Here is a 20,919-nt window from a genome sequence, read left to right as displayed (position 1 = left end):
AATTATTCAGGGTAACTATTTGTACTGGCCTGAGATGAGAATAGAAATTTGCCCCTCCAACAACATGCGGCGCCGTTGCGATTCGTGATCGCTTTCATGGTTTTAATTGCGTCAATGTTGTCTACTTTTTAAGTAAAAATTAGACATGATGAATTGCGCTGTTTAAGTCGCTATAACGAATACTCTTTATCCCCATGTATTAAATGCATTTTTATAGTGAATAATTCATGCACTATCGTTTTCAACTGAATGAATAGAGGTCTACTGGTGATCTACAAATCTATCGCTGACAGACTACGTCTGCGGCTGAACTCCTCCGATTTCGAGGTCGGCAGCCCGCTTCCCGGCGAAAAAAAGCTGGCGGAAGAGTTTGGCGTCGCGCGCATGACCATCCGCAAGGCGATAGATCTGCTGGTCGCCTGGGGGCTGGTGGTGCGTCGACACGGCTCCGGCACCTACGTCGCCCGTAAAGACCTGCATCATGAAACCAGCAATCTGACCGGTCTGGCCGAGGTGCTGCGCAAGCAGGGTAAAGAGGTGGTCAGCCGGGTATTGGTTTTTGAGGTGATGCCCGCCCCCCCGGCTATCGCCAGCCTGCTGCGGATACAAATTGATGAACGGATCTACTTCTCGCGCCGGGTGCGCTATGTCGATGGCAAGCCGCTAATGCTGGAAGACAGCTATATGCCGGTGAAGCTGTTTCGCAATCTATCGCTGGTGCATCTGGAAGGGTCGAAGTTCGATTACATCGAGAAGGAGTGTGGAATAACCATTAGCGGTAACTATGAAACGCTGTCGCCGGTGCTGGCGGACAGGCAGCTGGCGCAGTCGATGAACGTGCCGGAACAGACGCCGCTGCTGCGTATAACCTCTCTTTCCTACAGCGACAGCGGCGAGTTTCTTAACTACTCGGTGATGTTCCGTAACGCCAGCGAGTATCAGGTGGACTACCACCTGCGGCGTGTCCAGGCGGAGAATCCGTTAACCTATCCCCCAGAACAGCACCGCCAGTAGCTGCGGCGTAATAATACGTAAGAACATGACCAGCGGATAAACGGTCGCGTAAGAGAGCGCCGCCGCGCCGCTGGTGGCATGCAGGTTGTTGGCAAAGGCCAGCGCGGGCGGATCGGTCATTGAACCGGCCAGCATGCCGCATAGGGTCAGGTAGTTCATCTTCGCCAGCATCCGCGCCAGAATACCGACAGCCAGCAGTGGGATAGCGGTGATAAAGATGCCGTAGACAATCCAGCTCATGCCGTCACCTTCAATCAGCGTCGCCACAAAGTCGCCGCCGGATTTCAGCCCAACCACCGCCAGGAACAGCACAATACCCAGCTCGCGCAGCGCGAGGTTGGCGCTGGGCGGCATAAACCAGTACAGCTTACCGATGCTGCCGATACGCCCGAGGATCAGCGCCATTATCAGCGGCCCTCCGGCCAGACCCAGCTTCAACGCCGCCGGGAACCCCGGAATAAACAGCGGAATAGAGCCCAGCAGCACGCCTAAGCCAATGCCGATGAATACCGGCAACATCTGCACCTGCTGCAGTTTTTGCTGGGCGTTGCCAAGCTCAGCGGCCACCGCGTCAATCGCCTCCGGACGGCCGACCAGGTTGAGAATATCACCGAACTGCAGGCTAGCATGGCTGCTGGCCACCAGTTCAACCCCGGCGCGATTGAGGCGCGAAATCACCACGTCGTAGCGCTGTTTAAAGTGCAGATCGCGAATTCTTTTACCTAACACTTTTTCGTTAGTGACCACCACGCGCTCGACTTTCAGATCGGTGCCGCGCGTGGAGAGCGAAGTGGAAACCTCCTTGCCAATCACCAGCTGGGCATTGTGTAAATCCTCCGGTCGCCCGACCAAGTGCAGCAGGTCCCCAAGCTGAATCAGGGTATTCGGCGCGGGCACCATTAGCATCTCCTCACGCTTGAGGCGCGAGCAGATCAGCTTGTCGCTGTTAAGCATCGGCACATCCTGAATCGCCATATTGTTCAGGTTCGGGTTTTCGACCCGCACGTTGATGGTCTGGAGATGCGCATGGCCGTTGCCGCTGATCTCGTCAAACTGCTGGGCTTCTTTCTCGACGTTGATGCGGAAAAACAGTCGCACCAGCCACATGGTCAGCAAAATGCCGCAGATGCCAAACGGATAGGCCATGGCGTAGCTCATCCCCATCTGATCGACGGTATCAAGCGGTACGCCAAGGTCGCGCAGGATCTGCTGCCCGGCGCCCAGCGCAGGCGTGTTGGTTACCGCGCCGGAGAAGATACCGAGCACCACGGGAAGAGGGATATCGAACAGTTTATGCAGGACCGCGGTGACCAGGCCGCCGAGAATGACGATCAGAATGGCGAAGAGGTTCAGCCGCAGGCCGGAGACGCGCAGCGAGGCGAAGAAGCCCGGCCCAACCTGGATACCGATGGTATACACAAAGAGAATCAGGCCGAATTCCTGAATAAAGTGCAGCATTGGGCTACTGAGCGTAATGCCCGCCTGGTCCACAAAGTGGCCGACGATGATGCCGCCAAACAGCACGCCTCCGATACCGAAGCCGACACCGCGCACTTTTACATTGCCGATCCACAATCCGACGACCGCCACCAGCGCCAATACGCTAACGGTCAATGCTATATCACTCATCGTCTCTTCCCTGTGTATAACATTACTCACAATGAGGATTATGACCGGTACTCACCAGGCTGTATGCCGCCTGGCGCACAATAATCACGGGATCAGGTTTACGACTCAGGGGAACATTTCTTTTTCGCGGCGATTTTTAGCTGCTGAATACTTTTCTCCGGGGAAGGAAGCGCTTCCGGCATCGTGCCGCCAAGTTCTTTGATAGTCTGGCGTACTTTTTGTACCTACTTCATAATGGGTTTGATTGGCCAACTGCTTCGTATCAACCTCATCCCGGCGTAGTTTTTCTTCCGTTTGAGTAGCGCGAAACAGGTTGTCTGCAAGTTCAGTAGACTCCATATGGTCGAGAATTTTTTGGCTTTTCTTCAGCTTCTTACGCTCGTGAATCGCTTTTTGATCCAGTCCGCCATAGAGGCCTTTATAGCCATGGTTCTGGAAGATGGCAAAATCCAGCGTTGTCTCCACGCCTGCCTGTTGGGCCGTTTCAACCAGATGTTTATTATGTTCAGTAAGCTCATTGCGCAGAAACAGTCGCTTTTCATCCTCTCGTAGTGATTTAAACGTTTGATCGTCTTCCAGCTCCTGGCGACGAGTTTGCAAAGCAAAGTAGGTTTGCCCTGCGGCAATCACCGGTTTCGATGGATCGCCATTTTGCACAACCAGATAGCAGGCATAGCGGGAGAGCTTAATATCCTTAAGTTCTCTTTGCGCTCCCGAACCTGTCTTGACCATAGCGAGGATCTCTTCGAAATGGTCGCTAATAGCATGACCACTATTCGCACAGGCTTCAGTTGCCTTAATTATCACGGGATTAAAGTGTCGATATTCCGAGTATTCAAGCAGTTTTGCTAACGCCCGGGCAGACCAGTACTCTCTTCCCGCCTCATCCCTATTTTTAATCGCTTCAAACGGCTACTGTTCGTTCATTACATATCCTTTGTTTCAGTGAGCCTATAAAACCTGATTATTTTTTAAACTGAAACATCTATTGCAGCAAGGGGATTTAATGCGCTCTCGCGCACAAAAAAGCCCCGAAAATCGGGGCTTTATGGGTGGTTAGCTTAATTAGCTATCTAACGCGGGGCGCTCGCTGATGGCGATGCGCTGCGGTGCGATCTGTTCCGGCTCGTTACGGGTCAGATCGATATGCAGCAGGCCGTTGGTAAAGGTAGCCCCGGAGACTTCCATATTTTCGGCAAGCGTAAAGCTCAGGCTAAAGGCCTGGTTAACCAGCCCCTGATGCAGCCATTTGGTCTCTTTTTCCGGCTGCTGCGGCGCGCCTTTTACCGTCAGGCGCGTGCCTTCAAGCTGGATATCCAAATCTTCCTGACGGAAACCGGCCAGCGCAAGGGTAATGCGATAGTGGTTGTCGTCGCTTTTTTCGATGTTATAAGGCGGGAAGGTCTGGCTTTCACCGGCGGTTTGCAGCGCGTTGGCCAGTTTGTCAAAACCGATCCATTGACGCAGCAGCGGGGATAAATCGTAGTTACGCATTGTGTTTCTCCTTCTAAGAAGCGAGTGGATAGCTGCAAATCCTGCGGATTCGCATTTGCCCCCTGACGGCAGGCAGATTTTTACATTAATACCGGGCCGCGTTGGCGGCCCGAGGAAATTAGTTGATCTCGATACGGCGCGGTTTATTCGCTTCGGGAATCACTCGCTCGAGGTCGATATACAGCAGGCCGTTTACCAGGTTGGCGCCGCGAATATGGATATTTTCCGCCAGCTGGAATTTACGCTCAAAATTGCGTTCAGCGATACCCTGATAAAGATAAGTACGCTCTTTCTGTTCGGCGGCATGGGCGCCTTTCACGATAAGCAGATTATCCTGAGCGGTAATTTCCAGTTCGCTCTCGGCAAAACCGGCCACGGCAATCGCGATGCGGTAGTTGTTCTCGTCTACTAACTCAACGTTGTACGGAGGGTAGCCGCCATTACTCTGGCTTTGATTATTTTCTAACAGATTGAAAAGGCGGTCGAAACCAATAGCAGAACGATACAGCGGGGAGAGATCGAAATTACGCATAATACATAGCTCCTGAAATCAGCGAGAATTATCTGACCTTCCATCATGGACAGGTCGTTATTAAGCGGAATACCCATTCGGCGTATTCTCTGAGTGACACATTCCTAAAATGGGTATATCCATGCCCTTTTCAAGGTGAAGAGGGCAATTTTTTTTGCAGTTTGCGGTCTATTGCTTAGACTGGAGTGACAGCACAAAAGGCAAAGTGCGACGCCTGCCACAGTGCGGCGCAATCGCACTATGCATCCATGGAATGGCCCGATATAACCGATATGTACGCCATTCTTCAGACCGCGCCATTACCGGCGGCGCTCTGAATTTTTTGTACATTGAAGGTTCTATCAACGCCCGTAACGATGACGGAAAAATGATGAAAAACGGTCTGTTAAAGCTGGTCCTGTTTAGCGGGATGATAAGTGTAGGCGGTTGCTCCAGCGTGATGTCACATACCGGCGGTAAGGAAGGAACCTATCCGGGAACGCGCGCCAGCGCGCAAATGCTGGGAGATAGCGATGCCAACTGGGGAACGAAATCCCTTGTGGCGCTGGATATGCCCCTTACGGCGGTAATGGACACGCTGCTGCTGCCGTGGGATATGTTCCGCACCGACAGCTCGGTCAAATCGCGCGTCGAAAAGAGTGAGAAAGAGACGCTGGCGACCAACTCCGTGATCCCGCCAGCGCGGATGACTAATCAGTAATTTAGCGCCCCGTTGCGGTTACCCATAGCTGGCGGTAACCGTCTACCTCTTCCATCCAGGCAAGCTGTTTGCCGTCTGGCGAAAAGACGATCGCTTCGGCCGATGGCGGATTGGTATGTCCGTCGGTCAAAAAGAGGATTTCCCCGCTCAGCGCATCACAAAGCGCGATTCGGTTTTCCAGCACAAAGCCCAACCATTTCCCCGACGGATGCCAGTTAAACGCCGACTGGATATCGGAGCGGTTGTGGGTCAACTGCCGCAGCCCGTCACCCTGAGGCGAGATAAGCCACATTTGCACCACGCCGGCCTCATCGCGCATCAGAAAAGCAATCTCCGTTGCCTGCGGATTGGCGCGTACCCAATGACGGGGCGTAGTCACCAGCCCCGGATAACGACGTTCATGGGTAAACGTTAAGCGACGCTGAACCACGCCGGCAGGAGGCGCCGGCATCGTGGTTTGCGTTCCTGCCAGCGGCGCATCGCCAGACTGCTTCCAGCCCTGCTCGCTCTGCGGCAACGCGACAATAAACAGCTCCGGCACTTTGTCGCCGTTTATCGCTCGCGTATCGCCAATAAACGCCAGCGCCCGGTCGCCGACCCAGCCTTCTTCATAGGCACGATTAATCTCGTCGCTGCCCGGCACGGGGGATGACGTTGTGTGGCTGACCAGCACGCACCAGTGGCTACCGCCGTATTGCCGCGGATGATCCCCACGCGGTACTACCGGGCCATAGGGAACCGCCACGCCAACGTTGCGCAAATCCAGCGCCGGATCGCGTTCATGCAACACGTGGTCGTTATAGGTAAAGCTGACGAGCTCGCCGTTCGGGCTAAAAACATGCACATGGCTGCCGCCGCGCAGCGCGCCGGGGGTATAGGGCGGAGTGATATCCATCGCATCAAGGTTGCGCGTTTCCCCCTGATACGTCACCACGCCGCGACGATGATGGAAATCGTAATGCCAGCGCTCGTCAGGGTTTTCCGGGCCGTGGATGAAGACATATTTATCTTCCGATGGATGAACGGTCACCACGCCAACGTACGCACCTTGTCCGGTTCGGTAGAGGATCTCAACTTCTCCCGTATCGACATTTACCCGCTCAATCGTTTCGCCAGTAAAGGAGGCGCCTGAGGGACGAACGTCAAAAACCAGCCACCGGCTGTCCGCCGTCCAGGTGCGGGTGTTGGTAAGCTGATGATGACGGAGAGCAAAGGTGACTTGTTTCATAAAGATACCCTGATGCGAGACTTTCACATCAGGGTATAGTATCGGAAAGGATTAGCCTACTCGTTTAACATCCCCCACCAGCAGGATGTAAGAGAGTGCGCCAACCAGCGCAATAACGGAAATATAAACCAGCGCAGGCGCAAAACCGTAGTCCTGAGCCAGATAGCCCACTACCAGCGGAACGGTGATACCGCCCAGCCCGCCGACGAAATTAAACATCCCCCCCGTCAGCCCAATAAGCCGCATTGGCGCAAGCGAAGAGACCAGCGACCAGGTAATCGAAGCGAAGCCGTTACCGAAAAACGCTAACGCCATCAGGACCATAATCCACACCGGATCGTTGGTATAGTTTGCGCCCATGATGCAGGTCGAGATCAGCAGGCCGCAGATAATCGGGGTTTTACGCGCGGCGCCTAACGAGAAGCCTTTTCTTACCAGCCTGTCCGCCAGCCAGCCGGAGAGCAGCACGCCAACAAAGGCGGCAAGGAACGGAACCGTGGTCATAAAGCCCGCTTTCAGCGCCGTAATCCCCTTTTCCTGTGTCAGATAGTTGGGGAACCAGGTCAGGAAGAACCACAGTGTCGAGGTCACGGCAAACTGTCCCAGGTAAACACCTATCAGTTTGCGATGGAATACCAGCTTCCAGTCGGCTTTGGTCAGCGGCTGGCGCGCCTCTTTTTTAACGGGCGCATCGCCGTCCACCAGGCCACCGCCGTCGCGAATATAATCCAGTTCGGCTTTGCTGATGCTTTTCGTCAGGCGCGGCGGTTGATAGACCTTTATCCAAATAAATGACCATACAATCCCGATAGCGCCGGTAACGATAAATACCCAGTGCCAGCTCAGCATTTCCTGAATCCAGATTAACAGTGGGGTCAGAAATGCCAGCCCGACAAACTGTCCTGAGGTGTAAAAACCGACGGCTGATGCGCGCTCGTGTTCCGGAAACCAGCTGGTCACCATGCGATTATTGGTTGGAAACGCCGGCGCTTCAAATATCCCGGTAATTGCGCGCAGGCCAATCAACGACATAAGCCCGGTGGCAAATCCCTGAAGCAGCGTCGCCACCGACCAGCCAAAAATAGCGATAAAGTAGGTTAGCCTTGAGCCCACGCGGTCAAGGAACCAGCCGCCGGGAATCTGGCAAAGCGTATACAGCCACGCGAAAGCGGAAAATACATATCCCATTTCCGCTTTGGTAATACCAAACTCTTCCTGAATATGCGCCGATGCCACGGCAAGGTTAGCGCGGTCAACATAACAAATCACCACGGTAATAAAGATCATTATCAGCGTCAAATAGCGACGACGCCCGGGTTTTGCAGCTGTAACTGAAATATCCATCGCAATCTGTCTCCAGATTTTGGGCATAGCGAGGCCGCTCACCATGCCCGGTAATTTACAGAGGGTTTATTTAAATTTTTTATTAATAACTTAACCGTAATGCGCTAAATAATTTGTGCTGGGGAAAGGCGGCAAATTTTCGCATTCCCAGGAGCATACATTAGTATGTGACTGGGATAAGAAAATGCAGCCAACGCATCAGCAGCGCAAAGTATGACGCGCATTTACCATTCGGCGACGCTACCATCCTCATGCCGCCACAACGGATTACGCCAGTCCGGCGCGTTCTGACTTAATTCCACGACCCGCGCTTCATCTATTTCTACGCCAAGCCCGGGCTTCATTAATGGTTTAAAGAAACCGCCTTCCATATTGAAGTCCTCTTTATTTTTCACAAAGTCGAGTAATTCCGCGCCCTTGTTATAGTGAATACCCATACTCTGCTCCTGGAAGACGGCGTTATATGAGACAAAGTCGACGTGCAGGCAGGCGGCAAGCGCAACAGGTCCCAGCGGGCAGTGCGGCGCCAGCGCCACGTCGTAGGCTTCGGCCATTCCGGCGATTTTATAGCACTCGGTAATACCACCGGCGTGCGACAGATCGGGTTGGAGAATGGCCAGCCCACCCGCTTCCAGCACGCGTTTAAACTCGAAGCGCGAGAACATGCGTTCGCCCGCCGCGATAGGAATCGAGGTTTGCGCCGCCAGCCGCGGATAATATTCCGCCTGTTCGGCAAGAACCGGCTCTTCAATAAACAGCGGGCGATATTGCTCCAGCTCTTTAATCAGCACCTTCGCCATTGGCGCGCTAACGCGACCGTGGAAATCGAGGCCGAACTCAATTTCATTGCCGAACGCTTCGCGAATTTGCGCGACGGTATTCACCGCGGCATCCACCGCGCGCGAGTTATCGATAAGCCCCAGCTCTTCGCAGCCGTTTAATTTAAAGGTATCAAAACCAATTCCGCGCAGCTTTTTGATACCGTCAATCACCTCCGCCGGACGATCTCCGCCAACCCAGCTGTAGGCTTTGATTTTGTCGCGCACCAGGCCGCCCATCAACTGCCAGACCGGCGCGTTCAGCACTTTGCCTTTAATATCCCACAGCGCCTGATCGATACCGGCGATGGCGCTCATTAAAATCGGACCGCCGCGGTAAAAGCCCGCGCGGTACATCACCTGCCACAGGTCGTTAATCCGCGCCGGATCCTGGCCTATCAGATAATCGCCGAGCTCATGCACCGCCGCCTCTACGGTGCGCGCGCGCCCTTCAATCACGGGCTCGCCCCAGCCAACCACGCCTTCGTCGGTCTCAATTTTTAAAAACATCCAGCGCGGGGGTAAACGATACGTGGTGAGTTTGGTTATTTTCATTGCACTGCCTCTCGATACGCTTTAACAAATGCTGTCGCCTGCCGTTGGGTACGCTCTACGGATTGGCCTGCGCGATAAAGATCGCTGCCCAACCCGGCGCCGGTACAGCCTGCTTTTATCCACTGAGCCAGATTTTCCGGCGTCACGCCGCCCACCGCAAAAACGGGCACCTCCGGCGGCAAAACGGCTTTTAACGCTTTGATGTAGTCAGGGCCAAAAGCCGAAGAAGGGAAGACTTTCAACGCCTGAGACCCGGCGTCCAGCGCGGCGAACGCTTCTGTCGCCGTCGCGCATCCCGGACAGACCGTCATGCCGTAGCTCACCGCACGGCGAATGACCTCGGGCTGAATATTGGGCGTGACGATAAGCCTGCAGCCCATTTGGGCAAGCTGATCCACCCGTTCTGTATTAAGCACGGTGCCTGCGCCAATCAGGGCTTTATCGCCATAAGCCTCAACAACGGCGGGAATACTCTTTTCCCACTGCGGTGAGTTGAGCGGAATTTCTACGGCGTCAAATCCGGCGTCAATCACCGCCCCCACGTGCGCCAGCGCCTCTTCCGGCTTGATCCCGCGCAGGATAGCGATAAGCGGTAAGTTAGTTTGCCACTGCATGGATGATGCTCCTTATTCCTGTCTGAAATGCGTTGTCACCCGACACCACGGTGGTCTGACGGCCAATGGCGCTCAGGGCCTGCTGATAGCGGTTCGCTAGCGCCTCGCCGCCGACAATGGCGACCTGCGAGTCGTGAAAGCGTTGGCTCAGGGTGGCGACTTCCGCGCCAATCAGCAGCCCCGACAGAAACTCGCTGACCTGCTCGCGCGGCAGCGACCCCAGCACGTGCGAAGCGCGCACCTCAAAAAGCCGCGGCAGAATGTCTGGCGAATGAAGGCCGCGCTCAAGCCCGGCGTTAAACGCACCGGGGGCGGAGACCTGCTCCGGTAACCCGGCGCCGACCAGCGAGTGGCGCAGCAGAAGATGATGCAGTTCGCCGGTCATCACCGTGCGAAAGTCGTTAATTTGTTGGCGGTCGGCCTGCACCCATTTGCAGTGGGTGCCGGGCATCACGTAGACGGAAGAAGGGGCAATCATCCGCGCGCCGAGGAGCTGAGTCTCTTCGCCGCGCATCACATTCTGGTTATCGTCTCGAGAGACGCAGAGCCCGGGAATAATCCAGACTTTGTCGCCAACGGACGTCAATTGTTGGCCAATGGCGGAGAAATCAACGGGAACGGGCAAATAGGGCGCCACCTTCCAGCCGACGTTACTGCCGACCATTCCCGCCATCACTACCGGGGTAGCGCTGTCGCGCCAGCCCGTGGTTATTTCGCTAAACACCGCTGCGGGGGAATGTCCGTTCAGGCGCGTGACGCCAGCTTCCGATTGCCTGCTCTCCAGGCACTGGTCGTCCTGATAAAGCCAGGCGCGCAGGTTGGTCGATCCCCAGTCAATTGCGATGTAGCGAGATGTCATGTGATTTCCTTCAGCCTTCGTGTCGAGCTGGCGATCATGGTGAGCGCCGCCTGCTCCGCCGCTTCGCTGTCCTGATGCCGGATGGCGTCAAACAGCGCCTTATGTTCCTGGAGCGTTTTCGGCATGTTGGCCTCATCGCCCATCCACGTTCTTTCAAATACCGCCCGCTGCAGCGAGCTGATCGCTACGTTGAGCTGTTGCAGTACCGGGTTATGCACCGACTGCAGCACCGCCTCGTGATAGCGAATATCCGCCTCGTTAAACGCCTCTCTGTCCTGGTTGTTGGCGATCATGTCATTGAGCGCTTCTTCTATTTGCGCCAGATCGCTCGACGTCGCGCGCTCTGCCGCCCAGCGGGCAATCGCGGGTTCAACCAGGTTACGTACCTCGCTCATCGCGCTAATCAGCCGCGGGTCGTAATCACTCTCCAGCACCCACTGTAAAACGTCGGTGTCGAGATAATTCCACTGGTTACGCGGCGCAACGAACGCGCCGCGATAGCGCTTCATTTCAATCAGCCGCTTAGCCATCAACGAACGGAACACTTCGCGAATGATATTGCGCGAGGTGGCGAACTCCTCACACAGGTCGGCTTCCGCGGGCAGCGCAGAGCCGGGAACGTATTTGCCGCTGACAATCTGCTTGCCCAGCGTGATAACAATGCGATCGGTTTTATTGAGAGTCATGGAGAGTCCTTGTGCTCTGGATGTCTCCCTCTACTTTACCGCGACAGGCGGATTTAACCGCAACTTTGTAGTACTAACGTGATACCACTCGTCATCTCCATGGACACAATGTAGTACAACACAAACATGTTGTACTACAATTTAGATCACAAAAACGACAATTCGGTTTGGAGATCTTGCAGCGGGGTAAACTTAGAGCATAAAAAAACCCGCGATAAACGCGGGTTTTTCAGAAAGAGACCTTTAGTTTAAGACATATTTTTCAATAGCATACGCTACACCGTCTTCCAGGTTAGATTTGGTGATAAAGTTTGCCGCTTCTTTGACTGCCGGAATCGCATTGTCCATTGCTACGCCGACACCGGCGTATTCAATCATCGCGATGTCGTTTTCCTGATCGCCAATCGCCATCACCTCTTCCGCTTTGATACCCAACGCATCGGCCAGCGATTTCACGCCAGTGCCTTTGGTGACGCGTTTATCAAGAATTTCAAGGAAGTACGGCGCGCTTTTCAGCACGGTGTATTTCTCTTTCACTTCAGCCGGAATGCGGGCGATAGCCTGATCCAGAATCGCCGGCTCATCGATCATCATCACTTTCAGCAGCTGAATATTCGGATCCATATTTTCTGCTTCACAGAAGACCAACGGGATCGTCGCCACGTAGGATTCATGTACCGTGTAATAGCTCACATCGCGGTTCGCGGTATACAGGGTATTGCGGTCGAGCGCGTGGAAGTGGGAGCCGACATCGCGGGCCAGCTGTTCCAGATAGCGGTAGTCGTCGTAGCCCAGCGCGGTTTGCGCAACGGTACTGCCGTCGCTCGCCTTCTGCACTAAAGCACCGTTATAGGTGATGCAGTAATCTCCAGGCTGCTCCATATGCAGTTCTTTCAGATAACTGTGCACGCCAGCGTAAGGACGGCCGGTGGTCAGCACCACGTTAACGCCGCGTTCACGGGCTGCGGCAATTGCGGTTTTCACCGCAGGAGAGATAGTATGGTCAGGCAGCAGGAGCGTGCCGTCCATATCGATTGCAATCAGTTTAATAGCCATGAAATCCCCGGGTAAGATGAGTCCTTACTCATGCTAACGCGATTAAGCCCACAAAAATAGAGCTACATTGCGCAGCAGAATCCCCCCTTTTAGGCAAGATCCGGGGAACGGAGTCTTACTCGCGGGTGAGCACAATTTTGCCAAACGCCCCGCGATCGAGGTGTTCCAGCGCCTGTTCAAGCTGGTTAAAGCGGTAACGGTGCTCAATCACAGGCTTCAACCCGGTCACGTCAACGGCGCGAACGAAATCTTCCAGCGCACGACGGTGCCCGACGCCAATCCCCTGAATCACCGGGGATTTCAGCAACAGTTCGCCCGCGGGCAGCGAGATTTCACTGCCCGCCAGCACGCCGATGACCGAAATACGCCCATGAACCGCCACGGCGCGCAGGGAATGCCTCAGGTTCTCCCCGCCAACGGTTTCAATGATGTGGTCGATGCCGCGATCGCTCGTCAGTTCGTATATTCCTTCAGCCCAGTCACCTTTAAGCCGGTTGATGCCATAATCGGCGCCGAGTTGCTTAGCCCGCGCCAGTTTTTCATCGCTTCCCGACGTGACAAAAACCTCCGCCCCCTGCGCTTTGGCAATTTGCAAAGCGAATATCGCCACACCGCCCGTGCCCTGCACCAGTACCGAATGCCCGGCGCGCAAATGACCGCGCTCCACCAGCGCGAACCATGCGGTAAGCCCGGCGCAGGGTAACGTGCTGGCCTCTGCGTCATCCAGGGATTCCGGAGCGGCCACCAACCCGTTTTCATTCACAATCACGTACTCAGCCAGCATCCCCTGAAAGTAACCGCCGGTCGTTTTATAGGGCAAAGTGCGGGCGTCCGCTGTTGGCCTACCGTCGATCCACTCCGGGAAAAAGGTCGAGATGACGCGAGCGCCGGGTTTAAAACGCGTGACGCCCTCTCCCGTGCTTTCCACCACGCCCGCCATATCGGATGCCGGCGTAAACGGGAAGGAAAGCGCGATCGGCATGGAGCCTTCGATAACCATTTTATCGCGGTAGTTGAGCGCAACGGCATTCACCCGTACGCGGACTTCTCCCGGGCCGGGCTGCGGCACGGGCGCCTGGGTGAGTTTGAGATTCTCGCGCCCTAGGGCGTTCATCGACCAGCGTTGCATTGTCTCTGTCATCTTTTTTCTCCTGGAATCAAATAAGCTTCAGTATCGACAGTCTACCGTTGACTCAGAGTCGCCAGTGGCGATAACTTTTCCCACTATTGACGCCAAAAAAGAAACAATTTATGTCCAATACGCTGAAGGATATTCCCGTTTTTGTGGCCGCCGTTGAGGCGGGCAGTTTTGCGCAGGCCGCAATCCGTTTGCATTTGTCGCGTTCGGCGGTGGGAAAGAGCATCGCTCGCCTTGAGGAGCGACTGGGGGTACGTCTGTTTCAACGTACAACCCGCAGCCAAAGCCTGACCGACAGCGGCGCCCTTTTTTATGAACACTGCCTGCGCGCGCTGGAGGAAATTCGGGGCGCAGAATCGCTACTGGAAACGGGGAAACAGCAGGTCAGTGGCCGCCTGCGCGTTGCCATGCCGGTGCTGTTTGGCCGCCAGTGCGTCGCCCCGCTGCTGATCGCGCTGGCGCAGGAACATCCAGACCTTGAGCTGGAGATGTCATTCAGCGACCGCGTTGTGGATCTCGTCGAGGAAGGGTTTGATATGGCGGTACGTAACGGCACGCTTCAGGACAGCAGCGTTCTGGTCGCCAGAAGGCTGGGAGAACACCGCATGGTACTGTGCGCCGCGCCGGATTATCTGCAGAAGAAGGGGACGCCGCAAAGCGTTGATGATTTACCCCATCATGCGGCCATTAACTATCTGCAGGCAGGCAGAGTGCTATCCTGGCAGCTGATGGACAGCGAAGGTGCCTCGCATACCTTTACTCCCCGTTCATCGCTCAATATGGATGATTTGCAGGCGATCTGCGACGCTGCGCTGGCCGGACACGGTATTGCATGGCTGCCCTGCTGGATGGTCAGTAAAGAAATTCATGAGGGAAAACTCATCCCGCTGTTAAAGCAGGCACCGGATGTGCGCTTCGACGTTCACGCGGTCTGGCAACAGACGCCGCATCTGCCGCTGAGGGTGAGAATTGCCGTCGATACGCTCGCCAGCCGTTTACCGTCCGTGATGTCGCTGGATAGGCCTGCGCCCATAAAAAAGCCGCGCTAAATGCGCGGCCTGAGTATGGCGGTATACGACGATTAAATATCGATGTTTGCCGCTTTGAGGGCGTTCTCTTCGATAAAGGCGCGACGTGGTTCAACGGCGTCCCCCATCAGGGTCGTGAACAGCTGGTCAGCGGCAATCGCGTCCTTAACGGTCACGCGCAGCATGCGGCGGCTGTCCGGATCCATGGTGGTTTCCCACAGCTGATCCGGGTTCATCTCACCAAGACCTTTATAGCGCTGGATAGAAAGGCCGCGACGGGACTCTTTCACCAGCCAGTCCAGCGCCTGTTCGAAGCTGGCCACCGGCTGACGACGCTCGCCGCGCTCGATAAAGGCATCGTCTTCAATCAGACCGCGCAGCGTTTCGCCCAGCGCGCAGATACGGTGGTATTCCGGCCCGGTGACAAACTCGTGATCCAGCGGGTAGTCGGTATCCACGCCGTGGGTACGGACGCGAACGATCGGCTCAAACTGCTGCAACTCGGCGTTCTCGCGGACATCAAATTTCCACTGGCTGCCGTGCTGCTCTTTCTCGTTCAGCTCGCTCACCAGGGCGTTGATCCAGCGCGTTACGGTCTGCTCGTTCGCCAGGTCGGCCTCTGCCAGCGTCGGCTGATAGATAAGCTCTTTCAGCAGGGCTTTAGGATAACGACGTTCCATACGCGTAATCATTTTCTGCGTAGCGTTATACTCGGCAACCAGTCTCTCCAGCGGCTCGCCGGCTAAGGCCGGCGCGTTGGCGTTGGTATGCAAAGTGGCGCCATCCAGCGCGATGGAGATTTGGTACTGATCCATCGCTTCGTCGTCTTTAATGTACTGTTCCTGCTTGCCTTTCTTCACTTTGTACAGCGGCGGCTGGGCAATGTAGACGTGTCCGCGCTCAACGATTTCCGGCATCTGACGATAGAAGAAGGTCAACAGCAGCGTACGAATGTGCGAGCCGTCGACGTCCGCATCGGTCATGATGATGATGCTGTGGTAGCGCAGTTTGTCCGGGTTGTACTCATCACGGCCAATGCCGCAGCCCAACGCGGTAATCAGCGTCGCCACTTCCTGAGACGCGAGCATTTTGTCAAAGCGCGCTTTCTCAACGTTAAGGATTTTACCTTTCAGCGGCAGAATCGCCTGGTTCTTACGGTTACGCCCCTGTTTCGCAGAGCCGCCCGCAGAGTCCCCTTCCACTAAGTACAATTCAGAGTGCGCGGGGTCGCGTTCCTGACAGTCCGCCAGCTTGCCCGGCAGGCCCGCCAGGTCCAGCGCGCCTTTACGGCGGGTCATTTCACGCGCCCGACGTGCGGCTTCGCGCGCGCGCGCCGCGTCGATGATTTTACCGACTACGATTTTGGCGTCAGACGGATTTTCCAGCAGGTATTCGTTCAGCAGTTCGTTCATCTGCTGTTCGACCGCCGATTTCACCTCAGAGGAGACCAGCTTGTCTTTGGTCTGCGAGGAGAACTTCGGATCCGGCACCTTCACGGAGACCACAGCGATCAGGCCTTCACGGGCATCGTCGCCGGTGGCGCTGACTTTCGCTTTTTTGCTGTAGCCTTCTTTATCCATGTAGGCGTTCAGGGTACGGGTCATCGCCGCACGGAAGCCAGCAAGGTGAGTACCGCCGTCGCGCTGCGGAATGTTGTTGGTAAAACAGTAGATGTTTTCCTGGAAACCATCGTTCCACTGCAGCGCAACTTCAACGCCGATGCCGTCTTTTTCGGTGGAGAAATAGAAGATATTCGGGTGGATTGGCGTTTTGTTTTTATTCAGATATTCTACGAACGCTTTAATACCGCCTTCGTAGTGGAAATGATCCTCTTTACCGTCGCGCTTATCGCGCAGGCGAATCGACACACCGGAGTTCAGGAACGACAGCTCGCGCAGGCGTTTTGCCAGAATCTCGTATTCGAATTCGACCACGTTGGTGAAGGTTTCGTAGCTCGGCCAGAAACGCACCATGGTGCCGGTTTTTTCGGTTTCGCCGGTAACCGCGAGCGGCGCCTGCGGCACGCCATGCGCGTAAATCTGACGGTGAATTTTGTTATCGCGCTGAATGACCAGCTCCAGTTTCTGCGACAGGGCGTTAACCACGGAAACGCCTACGCCGTGCAGACCACCGGAAACTTTATAGGAGTTATCATCGAATTTACCGCCCGCGTGCAGAACGGTCATGATCACTTCCGCCGCCGACACGCCCTCTTCGGGGTGAATACCAGTCGGAATACCGCGACCGTCATCCTGGACGGAGACGGAGTTATCGCTGTGGATAGTAACAACGATGTCTTTACAGTAACCTGCGAGCGCTTCGTCGATAGCGTTATCCACAACCTCGAATACCATGTGGTGCAGACCGGTGCCGTCATCCGTGTCGCCGATATACATACCCGGGCGCTTACGCACCGCATCCAGCCCTTTCAGGACTTTGATACTGGAGGAGTCATAAGAATTCGACATCAACGTTTCTCGCTCATTTTATCTTAGGTTAATCCGCTATTTTACCCTTTTCCACGGTAAACATCTTCGAATTTTCGTCCGACATGTCCATAACGTGTTCAGCGCTAATGGCGCTGACGAAAACCTGCGACTGCGTGGCTTTTAAGCGGCTGGCAAGTAGCCCGCGCCGCGCGTCGTCAAGTTCCGAGGCAAAATCATCTATCAGGTACAGGCAGCGCCGCCCGCTTTCGCGGGTCAGAAACTCGCCTTGCGCCAGTCGTAGGGCGCACATCAGCAGCTTAAGCTGCCCGCGTGACAATGTATCCTCTACCGGCGCGCCATCGGCACGAATGCGGAAATCCGCTTTGTGCGGGCCGTGGGCGGTATAGGTTAGCATGCGATCGCGTTCGAAATTTCGCTCCAGCACCTCGGCATAATCCGTTTCTTTCTCCCAGCCGCGCTGGAAAGAAAAAGTGAGAGCGAACTCCGGCAAAAACTGCCGACAGGTATCCGCCATGTCTTCGACGATAGCGGCGCTATATTCGGCCCGCCAGCGGCTGATTTGCTCCGCCAGCGGGATCAGCTCCAGATCCCATGGCCGCAGCTGGGCATAGCGGCTGACCTGACGCAGCGCGGCGTTGCGCTGCTTCACCAGACGCTTCAGGTTGCTCCAGGCGGTAAAGAATCCGGCTTCGTTGTGAAAGCATCCCCAGTCAAGGAACGCTCTTCTGTATTTGGGGCCGCCGTTGAGTAAAGTAAACCCCTCGGGGGTAATCAGCTGCATCGGCATCAGATGAGCCAGCTCAGCCACTTTATGCCCATCGGTACCGTCGATACGCACCTTGCTGTCGCCCTGCTTATCTTTCGTCAGGCCGATAGATACTTCTCGCTCTTCTCCCTGCAGGCGACCGTGCAGAACAAAGGACTCCTGTTCGTGACGAATCACGCGGCCAATCTGCAAACTGCGAAACGCCCGCCCGTGGCCGAGCGTGTAGATAGCTTCAAGTACGCTGGTTTTGCCGCTGCCGTTGGCGCCAACCAGGAAATTAAAGCCGGGAGAGAGGGCGAGATCCGCATTTTCAATATTGCGGAAATCTTTAATCAGGAGTCGGGATAGCGACATATCAGCTCGTCATCATTCAAGGGGCGTGGGTGTCGCAGCCAGTTCGTCTACCGCCAGCGCGCAGAAAGCGGAGCGTACACGAAGTACGTGAGCATTTCGAGCACTGCCGGAAGGCGAAATGGCAAGTAAACCAGCCCCTTTGCAGATTCTACAATCGCATAGGCATGACGACGTAGGCTGCGGATTGGGAGGCCGCATCCTCAATCTGCACGCTCGAAACGGAATCCGTCAGCAGAATGCGCACGTTCTCACACTTCAGCGCGTTCAGGACGTCCAGCACATAGCTGACGTTAAAGCCGATTTCCATCTCGGTCCCGGCATAGGTGACATCGAGAATTTCTTCCGCTTCTTCCTGTTCCGGGTTATTGGCGGTGATTTTCAGCTGATTTTCACTGACGTACAGTCGCACGCCGCGGAATTTTTCGTTAGAAAGAATCGCCGCGCGAGCAAAGGCCTGCTTGAGAATATCGCAGCCGGCATCCAGGTGCTTATCCGGGTTTTTCGGCAATACGCGGCGATAGTCAGGGAAACGTCCATCCACCAGCTTAGAAGTGAAGATAAAGTCGCCAACGTGAGCGCGGATATTGTTGCTGCCGATCTGCACGCGCAGCGGGGTATCGCCGCCGTCGAGCATACGCATCAGCTCAATCACGCCTTTACGCGGCACGATCACCGAATGATTGGGCAGCGACTCTTCCAGCGGCATCGAGCAAACCGCCAGGCGGTGACCGTCGGTCGCCACGGTGCGCAGTTCGCTACCCTCGGTTTCAAACAGCATACCGTTTAAGTAATAGCGAACGTCCTGGTGCGCCATTGAAAACTGCGTCGCTTCGATCAGACGCTTCATGGTCGCCTGCGGCAGGGTGAATTCGACTTCACTCTGCCAGTCATCGAGGTTCGGGAAATCCGCCGCAGGCAGCGTCGACAGCGAAAAGCGGCTGCGTCCGGAACGCACCAGCATGCGCTCGCCTTCCAGCTGGACCGCGATCTCCGCGCCTTCAGGCAGGCCGCGGCAGATATCAAAAAATTTACGCGCCGGAACGGTTGTTGCTCCCGCTTCGTGCGGCTGAATCAGCGCAACGCGCGCGACCATTTCCATTTCCAGATCGGTACCGGTCAGCGACAGCGCGCCATCGGTAACCTGTAGGAGCAGGTTGCCAAGAATCGGTAGCGTCGGACGACCACCTAAAGGACCGCTAACCTGTTGCAGCGGTTTTAATAAATGTTCACGTTCTACGGTAAATTTCATAGCGTCACGAGGATAATGTTCTGATTAAATTGGAAAAATCTTCTTTGATATCGTGGCTTTCTTCACGCAGTTGCTCAATCTTGCGGCAAGCGTGCAGGACGGTGGTATGGTCGCGGCCGCCAAACGCGTCGCCGATTTCCGGCAGACTGTGGTTGGTCAGCTCTTTTGCCAGCGCCATCGCCATCTGCCGAGGGCGCGCCACCGAACGGGAGCGGCGTTTAGACAGCAGGTCCGCTACCTTAATTTTGTAATACTCCGCCACCGTCTTTTGAATATTGTCGATGGTGACCAGTTTTTCCTGTAAAGCCAGCAGATCGCGCAGCGCTTCGCGCACGAAATCGATGGTGATCGCCCGGCCGGTAAAGTTGGCGTTGGCAATAACGCGGTTCAGTGCCCCTTCGAGTTCACGTACGTTAGAGCGCAGGCGCTTAGCAATAAAGAACGCGACTTCGCCCGGCAGGCGAATGTCGTTTTCATCGGCTTTTTTCATCAGGATCGCCACGCGGGTTTCTAGCTCTGGCGGCTCGATCGCGACCGTCAGCCCCCAGCCGAAGCGTGATTTCAGACGATCCTCAACCCCGTTGATCTCCTTCGGATAGCGATCCGACGTCAGGATGATCTGCTGATTGCCTTCCAGCAGGGCGTTAAAGGTGTGGAAAAACTCTTCCTGCGAGCGCTCTTTATTAGCGAAAAACTGAATGTCATCGATCAACAGGGCGTCAACGGAGCGGTAATAGCGCTTAAATTCTTCAATAGCGTTGTTTTGCAGGGCTTTTACCATGTCCTGTACAAAACGCTCTGAGTGCATGTAAACCACTTTCGCATTGGGTTTACGCGCCACAATTCCGTTACCCACCGCATGTAAAAGGTGGGTTTTACCCAAACCGGTACCGCCATAAAGGAACAGTGGGTTGTACGCGCCGCCGGGGTTATCCGCAACCTGACGCGCCGCCGCGCGAGCCAGCTGGTTGGATTTACCTTCGACGAAGTTATCAAACGTGTGTTTTACATTGACGTTAGAGCGGTAGGTCGGTTCTGCCGGCGCCGGAACGTTATCCCAACCCGGACGCACGATCGTCGGCGCGACGCGCGCCGTCTGGATCGGCTGCGCGGGCGCTGCGGCCGCAACGCTAACCGTACCTCTCTGCATCTGAACGGCTGGCTTAGCGCCTACCTCAAACCGCAGCTGTGGGGCATCCGCACCGCAAAAATCATTGAGGAGTCCATTGATATTATTGAGGTATTTATCCCTTACCCAATCGAGCACAAAACGGTTTGGCGCATACAGTGCCAGCGTGTTATCGCTCAATTCCGCCTGCAAAGGGCGTATCCACATGCTGAATTCTGTGGCTGGTAACTCATCCTGCAATCGGGCAAGACACTGCTGCCAAAGCGAAAGTGACAC

The 20,919-nt window shown here is 55.4% G+C and carries 18 protein-coding genes, 1 pseudogene and 1 other annotated feature; of the genes and pseudogenes, 3 read left to right on the top strand and 16 right to left on the bottom strand.

The window, feature by feature from the left end:
• The first annotated feature begins 267 nt into the window (after nt 1-267).
• Complete coding sequence (locus K7H21_RS00095; protein ID WP_004126909.1) at nt 268-1,014, top strand: GntR family transcriptional regulator; 747 nt, start codon at nt 268-270, stop codon at nt 1,012-1,014.
• On the opposite strand, the gene K7H21_RS00090 is transcribed toward K7H21_RS00095, so the two are convergent.
• The 4 genes and pseudogenes from K7H21_RS00090 to ibpA all read right to left on the bottom strand — a co-directional run bounded on the left by K7H21_RS00090 (nt 982) and on the right by ibpA (nt 4,669).
• Nucleotides 982-2,643 (bottom strand): putative transporter, encoded by a 1,662-nt coding sequence (locus tag K7H21_RS00090; RefSeq protein ID WP_004126911.1) that lies wholly within the window; start codon nt 2,641-2,643, stop codon nt 982-984. The two genes, K7H21_RS00095 and K7H21_RS00090, sit on opposite strands and share 33 nt — an antisense overlap.
• Nucleotides 2,644-2,741: 98 nt before the next feature.
• Nucleotides 2,742-3,543, bottom strand: a pseudogene (gene dinD, locus K7H21_RS00085) (DNA damage-inducible protein D).
• Nucleotides 3,544-3,708: 165 nt separating this feature from the next.
• Nucleotides 3,709-4,137, bottom strand: a complete 429-nt coding sequence (gene ibpB, locus K7H21_RS00080) for a small heat shock chaperone IbpB (protein WP_004126915.1) — start codon at nt 4,135-4,137, stop codon at nt 3,709-3,711.
• A gap of 118 nt (nt 4,138-4,255) precedes the next feature.
• Complete coding sequence (gene ibpA / locus K7H21_RS00075; protein ID WP_004126917.1) at nt 4,256-4,669, bottom strand: small heat shock chaperone IbpA; 414 nt, start codon at nt 4,667-4,669, stop codon at nt 4,256-4,258.
• Nucleotides 4,663-4,738: a sequence feature (ROSE (Repression Of Heat Shock gene Expression) occurs in the 5'-region of heat shock genes and acts as an RNA thermometer to modulate expression.), on the bottom strand. (Overlaps the previous gene by 7 nt.)
• Before the next feature lie 298 nt (nt 4,739-5,036).
• Here ibpA and K7H21_RS00070 point away from each other — a divergent pair.
• Nucleotides 5,037-5,369 (top strand): YceK/YidQ family lipoprotein, encoded by a 333-nt coding sequence (locus tag K7H21_RS00070; protein ID WP_032742222.1) that lies wholly within the window; start codon nt 5,037-5,039, stop codon nt 5,367-5,369.
• Nucleotide 5,370: 1 nt separating this feature from the next.
• Here K7H21_RS00070 and K7H21_RS00065 read toward each other — a convergent pair whose 3' ends face one another.
• The 8 genes from K7H21_RS00065 to K7H21_RS00030 all read right to left on the bottom strand — a co-directional run bounded on the left by K7H21_RS00065 (nt 5,371) and on the right by K7H21_RS00030 (nt 13,670).
• A complete protein-coding gene (locus K7H21_RS00065) occupies nt 5,371-6,597 on the bottom strand; it encodes a DUF3748 domain-containing protein (RefSeq protein WP_004126922.1) in 1,227 nt (408 codons plus the stop codon).
• A gap of 51 nt (nt 6,598-6,648) precedes the next feature.
• Complete coding sequence (locus K7H21_RS00060; RefSeq protein ID WP_157262005.1) at nt 6,649-7,986, bottom strand: MFS transporter; 1,338 nt, start codon at nt 7,984-7,986, stop codon at nt 6,649-6,651.
• Between the two features lie 179 nt (nt 7,987-8,165).
• Nucleotides 8,166-9,314, bottom strand: a complete 1,149-nt coding sequence (dgoD, locus tag K7H21_RS00055; RefSeq protein WP_004126926.1) for a galactonate dehydratase — start codon at nt 9,312-9,314, stop codon at nt 8,166-8,168.
• A complete protein-coding gene (locus K7H21_RS00050) occupies nt 9,311-9,928 on the bottom strand; it encodes a 2-dehydro-3-deoxy-6-phosphogalactonate aldolase (RefSeq protein WP_087828623.1) in 618 nt (205 codons plus the stop codon). The genes dgoD and K7H21_RS00050 overlap by 4 nt, the downstream gene beginning before the upstream one ends.
• Nucleotides 9,912-10,787 (bottom strand): 2-dehydro-3-deoxygalactonokinase, encoded by an 876-nt coding sequence (locus K7H21_RS00045; RefSeq protein ID WP_112167110.1) that lies wholly within the window; start codon nt 10,785-10,787, stop codon nt 9,912-9,914. The genes K7H21_RS00050 and K7H21_RS00045 overlap by 17 nt, the downstream gene beginning before the upstream one ends.
• Nucleotides 10,784-11,473 carry a D-galactonate utilization transcriptional regulator DgoR gene (gene dgoR, locus K7H21_RS00040; protein ID WP_004126932.1) on the bottom strand — a complete coding sequence of 230 codons (690 nt, stop codon included), beginning with the start codon at nt 11,471-11,473 and terminating at the stop codon, nt 10,784-10,786. The genes K7H21_RS00045 and dgoR overlap by 4 nt, the downstream gene beginning before the upstream one ends.
• A gap of 243 nt (nt 11,474-11,716) precedes the next feature.
• Complete coding sequence (gene yidA, locus K7H21_RS00035) at nt 11,717-12,529, bottom strand: sugar-phosphatase (protein ID WP_004126934.1); 813 nt, start codon at nt 12,527-12,529, stop codon at nt 11,717-11,719.
• A 115-nt stretch (nt 12,530-12,644) separates the two neighbouring features.
• Nucleotides 12,645-13,670 carry a zinc-dependent alcohol dehydrogenase family protein gene (locus K7H21_RS00030; RefSeq protein WP_223035497.1) on the bottom strand — a complete coding sequence of 342 codons (1,026 nt, stop codon included), beginning with the start codon at nt 13,668-13,670 and terminating at the stop codon, nt 12,645-12,647.
• A 110-nt stretch (nt 13,671-13,780) separates the two neighbouring features.
• Between K7H21_RS00030 and K7H21_RS00025 the strand changes: the two genes are divergently transcribed.
• Nucleotides 13,781-14,716, top strand: a complete 936-nt coding sequence (locus K7H21_RS00025; protein ID WP_049113428.1) for a LysR family transcriptional regulator — start codon at nt 13,781-13,783, stop codon at nt 14,714-14,716.
• Nucleotides 14,717-14,748: 32 nt separating this feature from the next.
• Here K7H21_RS00025 and gyrB read toward each other — a convergent pair whose 3' ends face one another.
• The 4 genes from gyrB to dnaA all read right to left on the bottom strand — a co-directional run bounded on the left by gyrB (nt 14,749) and on the right by dnaA (nt 20,919).
• Nucleotides 14,749-17,163, bottom strand: a complete 2,415-nt coding sequence (gene gyrB, locus K7H21_RS00020) for a DNA topoisomerase (ATP-hydrolyzing) subunit B (RefSeq protein ID WP_004126944.1) — start codon at nt 17,161-17,163, stop codon at nt 14,749-14,751.
• 28 nt (nt 17,164-17,191) lie between these two features.
• Nucleotides 17,192-18,265, bottom strand: a complete 1,074-nt coding sequence (recF, locus tag K7H21_RS00015) for a DNA replication/repair protein RecF (protein ID WP_004126948.1) — start codon at nt 18,263-18,265, stop codon at nt 17,192-17,194.
• A 148-nt stretch (nt 18,266-18,413) separates the two neighbouring features.
• The gene (dnaN, locus tag K7H21_RS00010) at nt 18,414-19,514 is read right to left on the bottom strand and encodes a DNA polymerase III subunit beta (protein ID WP_004107206.1); all 1,101 of its coding nucleotides are present in this window, start codon (nt 19,512-19,514) and stop codon (nt 18,414-18,416) included.
• A 4-nt stretch (nt 19,515-19,518) separates the two neighbouring features.
• Nucleotides 19,519-20,919, bottom strand: a complete 1,401-nt coding sequence (gene dnaA, locus K7H21_RS00005) for a chromosomal replication initiator protein DnaA (protein WP_004126950.1) — start codon at nt 20,917-20,919, stop codon at nt 19,519-19,521.

It is taken from the genome of Klebsiella sp. CTHL.F3a, from assembly GCF_019890895.1.
GTDB classification, from domain to species: Bacteria; Pseudomonadota; Gammaproteobacteria; order Enterobacterales; family Enterobacteriaceae; genus Klebsiella; species Klebsiella grimontii.
The sequence above is the reverse complement of the archived record's forward strand: the minus strand, read 5'-3'. Positions and strand labels throughout refer to the sequence as shown.